Below are 13,385 nucleotides of genomic sequence, written 5' to 3' on the forward strand. Positions count from 1 at the left end.
CGCACCGGCTGGGGGCATGTGCGTCGGCTGGGGTGGCGGCGTTCGGGCCGTCGTCGTGGTGCGTGGGCTGCCGGCAGCGTGCCCCGGTTGTCGTCACGACACCCTTGGCTGCCGGCAGTGTGGCGGTTGCCGTCAGGGCGGGCTTGGCTGCCGGCAGCGTCCCCGGGCGCCCGTCACGATGGGCTGGCTGCCGGCGGTGTGTTCCGGGTGCCGTGACTACGGGACGTCGGCGGGCGGCCTCACAACGCCTTGACCGCTGCTGCCAGTTCCGGGCGGCCCTTGATGGCCAGTTTGCGGTAGATGCGGCCCAGATGGGTGTCGACCGTGCGCTTGCTCAGGCACAGGCGCTCGGCCGCCTCCAGGTTGCTGAGGCCCTGCAACACCAGCTCCGTGACCCGGCGTTCGCTCGGTGTCAGGCGGACCGGTGCCGCCGCGGTGCGGCCGATCGGCGGGACGTGGTCGCTCGCGGCGGGGTGCGACGCGGTGCCCGCGGCCGGCTCCGCGACGATGGTCCGGGCCGCGCCGGGCTCGCCCATGGCCTGGTAGACCTGTGCGGCATGGCTCCGCCACGGGATGCAGGCCGGATTGGCGATGCCGCGCGCCGCCAGCTGGTGGCCGCACTCCAGGAAGAGCCGCAGCGCCTCGCTGTGGTCGCCCCGTGCCATGGCCGCCAGACCGGACGCCTCCAGTACCAGGCCGCGCAGCAGCGGGTGGGTGTCGGCGGGCGGCTCCGGCAGGTCGGGCCGTGCGCAGGTGTCCCCCCGGCGCACCGCGAGCCGCAGCAGCATCGCCGTGGCGGCGGCGTGCAGCGCGGGCGCGTGCACACGCTGCTCGGTCAGTTCCCGTGCGGCGCGCGCGTCCTCCTCGGCGGCGGTCAGATGCCCCCGCCGTACGGCGATGTCGGCGCGGGCCAGCAGGGCCAGCGTCAGCTCGGCGGGACGGTTCCAGCGCTGTGCCGAGCGGACCGCGCGGGCGGCCCAGACCGCGGCCTCGTCGAGCCGGCCGCACCAGGCCAGCGCCATCGCCGCGCCCAGGACGCCGGGACCCGCCTCCGCGGCGGGCGCCGAGCGGACACAGCGCACCGCCAGCCGTACGGCCCGCCGGTGCGACCGGCCGCCGGCGGCCGTCATGACCGCGAGGGTGCCGAGGAACGCCTGGGCCGCCGGATCGGCCGGGCCGCAGGCGAGCGCCTGGACCGCGCGGCGCAGCCCCGCGCGATGGCCGGCCAGGGCCGCCTGCGCGCTGACGGCGAGCAGCAGTTCCCTGGGCGGCTCAGGGAGCGCGGCGAGCGCCCCCGCCGTCTCGGCGAACGGTTCCGACGCCGCCGTGGAGGCGAGCGCCAGCACCGGTCCGCCGAAGGGCAGGAGGTTGCGCGCCCGTTCCAGCGGGTCGGGCGCGGCCGCCGCCGTGGCCACCAGGCAGCGGGCCGCGGCCGGCAGGTCGCGATGCAGCTCCACCGCGCCCAGTTGGACGGTCATCTGCCGCAGTACGTCCTGCGGGGCCGGTTCGGCCAGACCACGCCGCAGGTAGCGCGCGGCCATGTCCCAGCCACCGCTCTGCGCGGCGTTCCTGGCCGCGGCCCGCAGCACCGGCAGGGCCCAGTCCAGCCCGGTGGAGCCGGAGCTCAGCAGGTGTTCCGCCGCCCGGTCGGCCGGCGCACCGAGCCTGACCATCAGCTCGCCGGCCCGCTCGTGCAGGGTGACCAGGGTGCCGGCCTCGGTGCCGGCCAGCACCGCGGTGCGCACCAGGTCATGGCGCAGCGCGCAGGGTGGTTCCGGCTCGATCAGACCGCTGCGGGCCAGGGCGGCCCGTGCCTCGTCCGCGACCAGATCGCCCTGGCCGGCCAGCATGGCGGCATGGGCGGGCGGGACCTCGGGACCCAGCACCGCCAGGGCGGTGAGCAGGTCGAAGGCGCTGGGGTGGCGTTCGCGCAGCCAGCTCAGCGCGGTGTCGGCGAGGGTGCCCGCCGCGATCTGCCGGACCGTCTCCGGATCAGGTGCACCCGGGGAGATCCGGCCCGCGGCGAGCCGTGTGGTCAGTTCGGCCAGGATCAGCGGATTGCCCTGGGAGACGGCGTGGCACAGTGCGGCCAGCTCCGTGTCGACCGGCGCGCCGAGCCCTTCGGCGAGCCGCTCGGTGGTACAGCTGTCGCACAGCGGCTCCGGGACGAGGACGGTGGTGTGCGCCAGGGCGCCGAGTTCGGCGGCGGCCCGGTGCCCCGCGTCCGGGTCGACGGTGGCGATCAGCAGCACCGGCAGCCCGTCCAGCCGCCGGGCCAGATACGTGCACCAGTGCAGCGACTGCGGGTCGGCGAGATGAAGGTCGTCGATGGCGAGCAGCACCGGGCGGCGGCTGCTGAGATCACGGGCCGCGTGGAACAGCTCGTCCAGCACCGCGTGCCTGCCGCCGGACGCCCCGGGCGCGCCCTCAGCGCTCCCGGGAATCGCCTCTGCTAATTGCTCGGAGAATTCCACGAGCGGCGTTCCCTGCTGCGCCGATCGGTGGGTGAAGGGGTCGAAGAGCTGCCGTACCACGCCATAGGGGAAATCCTGCTCGTGCGCGTGGCACCGGGCGCGCAGCGGCACGGCGACTTCGGCGGCGCGGAGCGTCATGGCGCGCAGCAGCGCGGTCTTGCCGGTACCTCGTGGCCCGCTGACGAGCAGAACCGAAGGGCGTCCCGCGGCCAGATCCGCCAGGGCCGTTTCCAGTGCGTCCAATTCCCGTTCGCGGTGCGGCAGGCGGTTGGTCCCCGCGCCCGCCGTCGCGGCTGTCGCCATCTGATCCCCCAATATTCAGCCTTGGCGTCCACAGTGTTGGCCGGATCACGACTATGTGTCAACGCGGAGTGGTTGATTCCGCGAATACGTATCGGCGTACGTATATCCCTGCCCGGCAATACTTCGGTGCGTCGCATACGTACACCGGGATACGCGGATACCGATACCGAATGTGCGGTATGTACAGCTGTTTTGACCTCGTGTTCGAATGGGCCGCCGATCGTCGAATCGGCGACGCGCCCATGAACTTCCGGGGGGATCCCATATGGAGCGACCGCGCCTGAAAGCGCATTTCCGGACCGAGGTGGTGGACGGATCCAAGGTCTTCCTGCTCGGCGAGGGCCAGGAATTCCTGGTCCAAGGGGCCGCCGCGGTCCATGTGCTGCCGTATCTGGACGGCCGGCACACCGTGGCGGAGATCCTGCAGAAGCTGAGCGGGACGCTGTCGCTCGGTCCCGCGCTGACCGCGCTGCGCCGCTACGAGGTGGCCGGCCACCTCGCCGAGGGCCGCCCCGACCTGCCGGACGCGGTGCTCGCCTACTGGGACGCCCAGGGCGTCGACCCGGCCCGGGTCGCCGACGCGGCGACCCGTACCGAACTGCTGGTCACCGTCGCGGGCGCGGCCGAGGCCGGGCCGGTGGTGCAGGCCCTGGGGGGAATGGGGCTGCGGGCCCGGGAGGCGTCCCACGCCGAGGCCCTCGCCGCGGGGCCGGACACGCTGACCGTGGCCCTGGTGGACGACTACCTCGACCCGCTGCTGGAGCGGCTCAACCGGGCCCGCCTCGCCGACGGACGCCCGTGGCTGCTCGCCCGCCCGACCGGCACCGCCCCCTGGCTCGGCCCGCTGCTGCGGCCGGGCAGCACCGGCTGCTGGGACTGCATCCGCCAGCGGATCAGCGGCAACCGCCAGGTGGAGCGCTATCTCAGCGGCAAGCGCGGGGAGAGCGTCCCGTACCAGCCGGCCACCGCCGCCGTCCCGGCCGGCCCCGCGGCACTGGCCCAGCTGCTGGCCGTGGAGCTGGCGAAGCTGCTGGCCACCGGCGCCTCCGAGCGGCTCGACGGGCGCATGATCAGCCTCGACCTGCCGGCGCTCGGCACCGACGAGCACCTCCTGATCCGCCAGCCGCAGTGCCCGAGCTGCGGCGACCCGACGCTGATCAGCGAGCGCAGCCCCAAGGTGACGCTCACCGCGAGCCCCGCCCGGCACACCACCGACGGCGGCTACCGGGTGCAGGCCCCGCAGGCCACCTACGACCGGCTGAAGAAGCACATCAGCCCCCACCTCGGCGCCATCACCAAGCTCGGCGCGCACGAGGAGACCGGCAACGGCATCACCTTCAGCTTCACCGCCGGGCACAACTTCGCGATGGTCAACGACAACATGGACCTGCTGCGCCGCAACATGCGCGGCCAGAGCGGCGGCAAGGGCCGCTCCGAGATCCAGGCCAAGGTCAGCGCCGTCTGCGAGGCCATCGAACGCTACTCGGCGGTCTGGCGGGGCGAGGAGCGCGTGGTCCACGCCGCCTACCAGGACCTGGACCCGGCCGTCGCGCTGCACATGGACGAGCTGCTGCTCTTCTCCGCCGAGCAGTTCGAGCACCGGCAGGAGTGGAACGCCAACCCCCTGCACCGGCTGCACCTGGTGCCCGACCCGTTCCGCACCGAGCTCGACCTGGACTGGTCCACCGCCTGGTCGCTCACCCACGAGACGGAGCGCCTGGTCCCGGCCGGCTACGCCTGGTACGGGCACCCGGACATGGCCCGGCACTTCTACTGCGTCAGCGACTCCAACGGCTGCGCCAGCGGCAACACCGTCGAGGAGGCGGTGCTGCAGGGCTTCTGCGAGGTCGTGGAACGCGACGCGGTGGCCCTGTGGTGGTACAACCGGCTGCCCCGGCCGGCCTTCGACCTGGACTCGCTGAACGACCCGTACGTCGCCCAGATGCGCGCCTTCTACGCCTCCATGGACCGCGAGCTGTGGGTCCTGGACATCACGTCCGACCTGGGCGTGCCCACCTTCGCGGCGATCTCGCGGCGGGACCACGAGGTCGAGGACGTGATGGTCGGCTTCGGGGCCCACCCCGACCCGAGGATCGCCGCGATCCGGGCCTTGACCGAGGTCAACCAGTTCCTGCCGTTCGTCGACCGCAGGGACGAGCACGGAGCGACGGTCTACCGGACCGACGACCTGGAGACGCTGGCCTGGTGCCGCGAGACGAAGGTGGCCGAGGAGCCCTGGCTGCTGCCCGACCCCTCGGTCCGGGCGTCCACCGTCACCGACTTCGCCCCGATGGTCGGCCACGACCTCGCGGGGCACGTCGCGGACTGCGTGGCCCGCGCCCGTGCCTGCGGGATCGAGGTCATCGTGCTGGACCAGAGCCGCCCCGACCTCGACCTCAGCGTGGTCAAGGTGATCGCCCCCGGCATGCGGCACTTCTGGCGCCGTACCGGACCCGGCCGGCTCTACGACGTCCCGGTCCGCCAGCGCTGGCTGGACGCGCCGCGGACCGAGGCGGAGCTCAACCCCAAGAACGTCTTCTTCTAGAGCCCGCTGGAGGGGAACCGATGACGACGACCTCACAGCGACCCGCGCCGGACCGGACGGACACCACGCCCGGCGCGGCACGGTGGTGGCTGAGGCTGCGCAGGGACGCGGCTCCCGCACCGGCCCGTCCCGGCGGCGCGCTGCGGATCGCGGCGCCGTTCGGCACGCTCGACCTGGGGGAGCCGCCCTCGGGGATCCGCGCGGCGCTGACCGCGCTGGCCGGCGGCGAGCGGCCCGAGGAGGAACTGGCCGCGGCCGTCGCCGAGCGCGACGGCGAGGCCGGACTGCTGCGCTGGCATCTGACGGTCCGCAAGCTGGACGGTCACGGCCTGCTGGAGCACGCGCTGCACGAGGAGCACCGGGAACACCAGGACGGCGCCGGGCACCAGCCCGGCCGGCCGCTGGCGCGGCTGCGCGTGGTCGGCCGCGGCGCGGGCGCGCCGGGACCGGCGCCCGACCCCGCGGCGCGGCTGCGGCTGTCCCGCTTCGTCACCGCCACGCCGCAGGACGGCGTGCTGGTGCTGCGGGCGCCCGGCAGCCCGCTCGCGGTCGAGCTCGGGCCGGCCGGAGCGGTACTGCTCGCGGCACTGACGGACTGGACCACCCCGGCCCAGCTCGCCCACCGGGACGGGGGACTGCCGCTCGACACGATGCGGCAGGCGCTGCGCCTGTTCACCGCGGCCCGGCTGCTGGACCAGGACGGTCCGGACCGCGAGCACCCGGAGGAGCGCCGTACGGCCCAGTGGTCCGCCGCCGACCTGGCCTTCCACGCCTACACCCGGCTGCCGGGCACGCAGGCGGCGTCCGGCGGCACCTATCCGGGCGCGGCCAGGTTCGCTCCCGAGCCCGCCTCGCCGCCGCCGTTCACCGGCGAGCGGATCGCCCTGCCGGTACCGGACCTGGAGCAGGTGGCGCGACGCGAGCGGCCCTTCGCCGAGATCCTGGAGGACCGCTGCTCGATCCGCGACCACGACGAGCGGCCGCTGACCCTGGAGCAGCTCGCCGAGCTGCTCTACCGCACGATGCGGCAGCGCGGCACCTTCGTCGGAAGCGACGGCCAGGAACTGGCCGACCGGCCGCTGCCCAGCGGTGGCGCGGTGCACGAACTGGAGGTCTACCCGCTGGTCAGCTCCTGCGCCGGGCTGGCGCCGGGCCTGTGGCACTACGCGTCCGACCGGCACGAGCTGGAGCTGGTCGCCGAGCCCGGGCCGGCCACGGCGGCGCTGCTGACAGCGGCCAGGGAGACCTCGCTGATGACCGAGGACCCGCAGGTGCTGCTGCTGATCACGGCCCGCTTCGGCCGGGTGATGTGGAAGTACGAGGCGGTCGCCTACCCGCTGATCCTCAAGCACGTCGGCGTGCTCTACCAGAGCCTCTACCTGGTCGGCACCGCGATGGGGCTCGCCACCTGCGGGCTGGGCGGCGGGGACGCCCAGGACTTCGCCGCCGCCAGCGGACTGGACTGGCTGACCGAGGGGACGGTCGGCGAGTTCGTGGTGGGCAGCCGCCCCCTGACACCACGTCAGGACATCGGCGTGCCCCGAGGAGAGAACCGGAGATGAGACGCCGATGAGGCGCGAGGGGGGAGAACAGCGGTGAAGTTCCGCTTCAAGGCGCTGCAGCGCATGCGGGAGCCGGACGAGCTGGACACGCCGACGCTGCTGGCCGCGCCGCGCGGCTGGATCGCGCTCTTCGTGGTCATGATCACCATGACCGGGGCCCTGCTCTGGGTCTTCGCCGGGCGGCTCCCGATCAGCGTCGACGCCCCCGGGCTGCTCACCAGACCCGGCGGGACCGGGCTGGTCCAGAGCCCCTACGCGGGCGTGGTCCAGGAGGTGCTGGCCAGGCCCGCGGACACGGTCGCCCAGGGCCAGCCGCTGGCCCGGGTCAAGGACGCCGCGGGCCGGGCCAGGGTGGTCAGCAGCCCGTTCGCCGGGCAGGTCGTCGGCCTCCCGGTGGACAAGGGGCAGGTGGTCCGGCCCGGCACGACGGTGGCGTCCGTCGAACGCACCGACGGCGACACGGCCACCGGCGGCGGATCCGGCCCCGACGCCATGGTGGCGATGGTCTTCGTGCCCTCCTCCCGCGCGGCGGGGCTGGCGCCCGGCGAGTCGGTCGACCTGTCCGTGTCCACCGCCCCGGCCGGGACGTTCGGTCTGCTGCGCGGCCGGATCGAGTCGGTCAGCCCCTACGCGCTGACCCGTGAGGCGGTCGCCGGACTGGTCGGCGGCGACCTCGCGGCCCACGCCTACGCGGGCAGTTCCCCACCGCACCTGGTGGTGGTGCGCCTGCTGCGCGCCGAGGGCACACCGACGGGCTTCGCCTGGACCTCGGCGAGCGGACCGCCCGGCCGGCTGAGCACCCAGGTGTCGGTCACCGCGACCATCAACCTGGGCCACCAGACACCCTTCGACCTCTTCCTCGGCCGCTGAAGGGGGCACCAGCATGACGGACACCCTTGCCCGGAACGGTACGGCGCAGCCGACCCCGGAGAAGAACGGGCCGGCCGCCGCGCCGTCCGGTCGCCGCCGGCGCCGGCGGCGCGGACCGGCACAGCGCGGCTGGCGCCACTCCGTGCCGACGGTGCTGCAGATGGAGTCGGTGGAGTGCGGCGCCGCGAGCCTCGCCATGATCCTCGGCCACTACGGCCGCCATGTGCCGCTGGAGGACCTGCGCAGCGCCTGCGGGGTCTCCCGTGACGGAGCCCGCGCCTCCAGCGTGCTGCAGGCCGCCCGCAGCTACGGCCTGGTGGCCCGCGGCTACCAGACCGAGGCGGACCAGCTCAAGGACCTGACCGGACCGGTCATCATCTTCTGGGCCTTCCAGCACTTCATGGTCGTCGAGGGCGTACGCAGCCGGTACGGCCGTACCGTCGTCGCCGTCAACGACCCCGCCAGCGGCCCCCGGCTGATGGACTGGGAGGAGTTCGACTCCGGGTTCACCGGCATCGTCCTGTCCTTCGAACCCGGCCCCGACTTCCGCCCCGGCGGCAGCAGGCCGGGCATCGGCCGGGCCCTGCTGGAGCGGCGGCTGCCCAGCGGCCGTGCCATGCCCCTGGTGCTGATGGCCAGTGTGCTGCTGGTGCTTCCCGGCATCGCCGCGCCCGCGTTCACCCGCGTCTACATCGACCAGGTGCTCTCCGGGAACAGCCCCGGCTACCTGGTGCCCCTGCTGGTGGCGATGGCCTTCACCGCGCTGGCGGTCTTCGTCCTCACCTCGGTCCAGCGGCACTACCTGCTGCGGCTGGAGATCCGGATGGGGCTGGTCAGCTCCGCCCGCTTCTTCCGCCATCTGCTGCGCCTGCCGGTCGACTTCTATCTGCAGCGCCGCCCGGCGGAGGTCGCCAAACGCGTCTCCGGCAACGACACGGTCGCCGAGATCCTCTCCCGGGACTTCGTGCTGACCGTGGTGAACCTGGTCCTGGTGCTGTTCTACGCGGTGCTGCTGATCCGCGACGACGTGCTGCTCGGGGTCATCGGGGTCGGCATGGCGTTCCTCAACGTCGTCGTGCTGCACGCGGTCTCCCGCTCCCGCACCGACGCGGTCGCGGCGCTGCGCACCGACCGCGGCAACCTCACCGCCACCACCTTCACCACGCTGAGCCTGATCGAGACGGTCAAGGCGACCGGTGCCGAACCGGATGCCTTCAGCCGCTGGGCCGGATTCATGGCCAAGGTCGTCACCGTCAAGCAGAAGCTGGGCGTGCCGACGGCGGTGCTCACCGTCATCCCGCCGATGCTGGCCGGCCTCAACAGCGGGCTGATCCTGCTCGTCGGCGGCGGACGCGTGGTGGACGGCGCGATGAGCGTGGGCCTGCTGGTCTCCTTCCAGACCCTGCTGGTGGCGCTCAGCCGCCCGGTCACCCAGCTCACCAACCTGGGCGGCCGGCTCCAGGACATCACCGCGGACGTCAAGCGCCTCTACGACGTGGAGCGCTATCCGGTCGCCGACTGCTTCTCCCGCCCCGACCCGCCGGCCCAGCCCCGGCTCGACGGGCGGCTCGACTTCGAGCAGGTCCGCTTCGGCTACAGCCCGCTGGGCGAACCCGTCATCAAGGACCTGACCCTCACCGTGGCACCCGGCAGCCGGGTGGCCGTGGTCGGCGGCTCCGGCAGCGGCAAGTCCACCCTGGGGCGGCTGCTGACCGGCCTGTACACCCCCTGGTCGGGCCGGATCCTGCTGGACGGCAAGCCGCGCGAGGAGATCTCCCGGACCGTACTGGCCTCCTCACTCGCCTACGTCGACCAGGAGATCTCCCTGTTCGAGGGCACCGTCAGGGACAACCTGACGCTCTGGAACGACGACGTGACGGACGAGGAGGTCTCCGCGGCGCTGAACGACGCCGCGGTCTTCGAGACCGTGATGACCCGGCCGGGCGGTATCCACAGCCTGGTGCAGGAGGGCGGGCGCAACTTCAGCGGCGGCCAGCGGCAACGGCTGGAGCTGGCCCGCGCGCTGGCCGCCCAGCCCACCCTGCTGGTGCTGGACGAGGCGACCAGCGCACTGGACCCGGAGACCGAGCGCGTGATCATGGACAATCTGCGCCGCCGCGGCTGCGCCTGCCTGATCATCGCGCACCGGCTCTCCACCGTCCGTGACGCCGACGAGATCATCGTGCTGCACCAGGGCGAGATCGCCGAACGCGGCACCCACGACGAACTGCTGGCCATGGGCGGCCGCTACGCCGCGCTGATCGAATCGGCCCGGCGCGAGGAGGAGGACGAACTGTGAGCACTCCCGTGACCGAGACCGCCTCGGCGCTGCACCCCTTCTTCACCGACGCCGCCACGCCCCGCACCGACCGGCACCTGGTCCTGGACGACCCCCGTCGGGTGCTGCTCGTCGAGCAGGGCGCCGTGGACCTCTTCGCGGTCCGGCTGGAGGCGGGCACGCCGGTCGGCAGATGGACCTTCCTCTACCGGATCGACGCGGGCACCCTGCTGCCGGGCTCCCCCACCGGCCCCCGGCACGGCATCGTGGCGCGTCCGGTCCAGGGTGCCCGGGTCGCCCTGCTGCCCACCGGGCACCTGGAGAGCCTCTCCGGCGACTGCGACTGCGACTGCGACTGCGACGGCGACGGCGACGGCGGCAGCGGCAGCGAGGCGGACCGCGGCCTGGGCCCCCAGACCCGGCAGGAAGTGGTCGAGCAGTGCGTCGTGGGGCTGGAGCGTGGCATCCGCGCCCTGGCCGGATCACTGCGCGACGGTCTGCCGCCGCGCGAGTTCCTCCCGCTGAACCCCGACGGCACCACCGAACTGGCGAAGAACCAGGCGCTGCGCTCGGTCGACGGGGTGCGCTGGGTGCGGATCGAGTCGGGTGCCGTAGAGATGCCGGACGGGATCGCCGGCGAGCTGACCGCGGGCGAGCAGCTGTTCCTGACCGACCACGACTGGCTGGTGGCCCGTGGCCCGGCCCGGGTCAGCGCCTGTTCGCCGCGCGAGCTGCTGGCGCAGGGCCGGCTCTGGGAGCAGCTCACCCGGCACAGCGGGCGGCTGCTGTTCACCGTGGACCGCCGCGTGGAACGCCAGCGCGCCCAGGAGCAGCGGCTGTTCACGGCGCGCAGCGAACGCGACGCGGGCACCCTGGAGGAGTCCGCGCGCGGCTTCGACACCGTACTGCGCGACACCGCCTCCCGGGTCCGGATCGCCGACGCCGCGGCCGACCCGCCGGCCCTGGCCGCCGCCCGGCTGGTCGCCTCCCAGCTCGGCTTCACCGTCAAGGCTCCGGTCGCCGGGTCCGGCCACGACCGGCACCTCGACCAGCTCCAGGCGATCGCGCTGGTCTCCGGGGTGCGCACCAGGACGATCCGGCTGGAGGGCCGCTGGTGGCGGGGCGACCTCGGCCCGATGGTCGGCTACCGCCAGGGCGGCGACGCGGTGGCGCTGCTGCCGGTCGGCGGCCGCTATGTGCTGGCCGAGGCCGGGACGGTGACCCCGCTCGACGCGAAGGTGGCGGCCGGGCTGGAGAACCGGGCCACGGTCCTGTACCGGCCGCTGCCGAGCACCGTCCGCAGCGTCGCCGGGCTGCTCCGCTTCGGAGTGCGCAACAACCGGCGCGATCTGTGCATGTTCGCCGGCATGGGCGCCCTGGTCGCGCTGATCGGCCTGCTGGTCCCGGTGATGACCGGAAAGATCCTCGGCACCTTCGTGGAGCACGCCCAGCGGAACCTGATCGTCGAGGGCTCGCTGGTGGTGATCGGTTCCGCCCTCGCGGTGGCCGCGCTCTCGGTGGTGCAGAACATCGCCGTGCTCAGGATCGAGAGCCGCTCGTCGGCGGCCATGCAGGTCGGTGTCTGGACCAGGCTGCTGTCGCTGCCCGCCTCCTTCTTCTCCGGCTGGTCCACCGGTGAGCTCGGCACCACGGTGCTCGGCGTCAGCGCCGCCCAGGAGACGCTCTCCGGCATGATGACCACGGCTACCCTGGGCCTGCTCACGGGGCTGGCCAACCTGGTCCTGGTCTACTTCTACGACCTGCGGCTCGCCCTCCTGGCCACCGCGCTGGTGCTGTTCGGCGGGATCTTCGCGGCCGTCGCCGGACGGTTCGAGGTCCGCTGGCAGCGCCGTCTGTACGCACACGAACAGGCCATGTCCTCCCGGGTCTTCCAGCTGCTCACGGCGGTACCCAAGCTGCGGGTGACCGCGGTCGAGGACCGGGTCTTCGGGTCCTGGGCCGGACACGTCGCCCGGGGCCGCAGCCTGGCCGCGTCCTCGCGGCGCGTGCAGAACCTGGTCACCACCTTCAACGCCGGCTTCCCGCTGGTCTGTTCGACCATCGTCTTCGCCGTGGTCGGCGGACCGCTGCGCGGGCAGGTGTCGATCCCGGTCTTCCTGTCCTTCTTCACCGCCTTCAACCTGCTGATCGCCTCCAGCCTGCAGTTCACCTCGGCCGCCGTCACCGCGATGGGGGTGGTGCCGATGCTGGAGCGGCTGCGGCCGATCCTCCAGGAGGCACCGGAGACCGACGAGACCAAGGCCGAACCGGGGGACCTCTCGGGCCGGGTGGCGCTCAGCCACGTCTCGTTCCGCTACGGCCACGACGGGCCGCTGGTGCTGCAGGACGTCACCCTCCAGGTGGAGCCGGGCGAGTTCGTGGCGCTGGTCGGGCCGTCGGGCAGTGGCAAGTCGACGGTACTGCGGCTGCTGCTCGGATTCGAGCGCCCCGAGTCGGGAACCGTGCTGTACGACGGCCAGGACCTGGCCGAACTGGAGCTGTCCGCGGTGCGCCGGCAGTGCGGGGTGGTGCTGCAGCACGGTGCGCTGCTGGCCGGCGACATCAAGGCCAACATCGTCGGAAGCACCCAGCACACCGTGGACGACGCGTGGGCGGCGGCCGAGATGGCCGGGATCTCCGAGGACATCGCGGCCATGCCGATGGGCATGAACACCGTGCTCTCCGAGGGCACGAGCACCCTCTCCGGCGGTCAGCGGCAGCGCCTGATGATCGCCCGGGCGCTGGTCTCCCGCCCCCGCATCGTCTTCTTCGACGAGGCCACCAGCGCCCTGGACAACCCGACCCAGCGACTGGTGACGGAGAGCACCCGCCGGCTCAAGGCGACCCGGATCGTCATCGCCCACCGGCTGTCCACCGTCGCGGAGGCGGACCGGATCGTCGTACTGGACCAGGGGCGGGTCGTGCAGCAGGGCACGTACGAGGAGCTGCTGACCGACACCGAGGGGCTCTTCGCCCGACTGGCCAGCCGTCAGATGTGAGGTAAGGGAGGGCCCATGGAATACGCGCTGCTCATCTACGGTCCCGAAGTGGCCTGGGACCGGATGGCCGAGGAGGAACGCGAGGAGCGGTTCGCCGCCAACCGCGCCTTCGGCCGGTCCCTGTACGAGGCCGGGGTGCGGGTCGTCTTCGGCGCCCGCCTGGCCCGGCCGGCCTTCGCGGAAGCGGGCGAGCGGGCCGGCGAGGGCCTGCCGGAGGTCGGCGGGATGTGGCTGATCGACGTCGACTCCGACGAGGAGGCCCGTGCCTGGGCCGACCGGGTGCCGCTGTTCGGCGGGAACCGTGTCGAGATACGCCGCTGCGACCGCCCGCGCGCGGACGGCAGGGGCTGAGCC

At 73.4% G+C, this 13,385-nt stretch carries 7 protein-coding genes; 6 read left to right on the plus strand and 1 reads right to left on the minus strand.

What is annotated here, in order from left to right; all coding sequences use genetic code 11:
* Positions 1–239 precede the first annotated feature (239 nt).
* A complete protein-coding gene (locus tag IE244_RS13100; protein WP_191873635.1) occupies positions 240–2,777 on the minus strand; it encodes an ATP-binding protein in 2,538 nt (845 codons plus the stop codon).
* Positions 2,778–3,042: 265 nt separating this feature from the next.
* On the opposite strand from IE244_RS13100, the gene IE244_RS13105 reads away from it, so the two are divergent.
* Genes IE244_RS13105 through IE244_RS13130 form a run of 6 tightly spaced genes read left to right on the plus strand, consistent with a single transcriptional unit; the run spans position 3,043 to position 13,382 of the window.
* A complete protein-coding gene (locus IE244_RS13105; RefSeq protein ID WP_191873637.1) occupies positions 3,043–5,322 on the plus strand; it encodes a TOMM precursor leader peptide-binding protein in 2,280 nt (759 codons plus the stop codon).
* A 20-nt stretch (positions 5,323–5,342) separates the two neighbouring features.
* The gene (locus IE244_RS13110; RefSeq protein WP_191873639.1) at positions 5,343–6,884 is read left to right on the plus strand and encodes a SagB family peptide dehydrogenase; all 1,542 of its coding nucleotides are present in this window, start codon (positions 5,343–5,345) and stop codon (positions 6,882–6,884) included.
* Positions 6,885–6,917: 33 nt separating this feature from the next.
* Positions 6,918–7,754 (plus strand): HlyD family efflux transporter periplasmic adaptor subunit, encoded by an 837-nt coding sequence (locus IE244_RS13115; protein WP_191873641.1) that lies wholly within the window; start codon positions 6,918–6,920, stop codon positions 7,752–7,754.
* Positions 7,755–7,767: 13 nt separating this feature from the next.
* Positions 7,768–10,053: an NHLP family bacteriocin export ABC transporter peptidase/permease/ATPase subunit gene (locus IE244_RS13120; RefSeq protein ID WP_191873644.1), complete on the plus strand. Its 2,286-nt coding sequence runs from the start codon at positions 7,768–7,770 to the stop codon at positions 10,051–10,053.
* Positions 10,050–13,031: an NHLP bacteriocin export ABC transporter permease/ATPase subunit gene (locus IE244_RS13125; protein WP_191873646.1), complete on the plus strand. Its 2,982-nt coding sequence runs from the start codon at positions 10,050–10,052 to the stop codon at positions 13,029–13,031. Before IE244_RS13120 ends, IE244_RS13125 begins: the two co-directional genes overlap by 4 nt.
* A gap of 15 nt (positions 13,032–13,046) precedes the next feature.
* Positions 13,047–13,382: a YciI family protein gene (locus IE244_RS13130; protein WP_191873648.1), complete on the plus strand. Its 336-nt coding sequence runs from the start codon at positions 13,047–13,049 to the stop codon at positions 13,380–13,382.
* Positions 13,383–13,385 lie beyond the last annotated feature (3 nt).

Source organism: Streptomyces filipinensis (assembly GCF_014649495.1).
Lineage (GTDB): Bacteria > Actinomycetota > Actinomycetes > Streptomycetales > Streptomycetaceae > Streptomyces > Streptomyces filipinensis.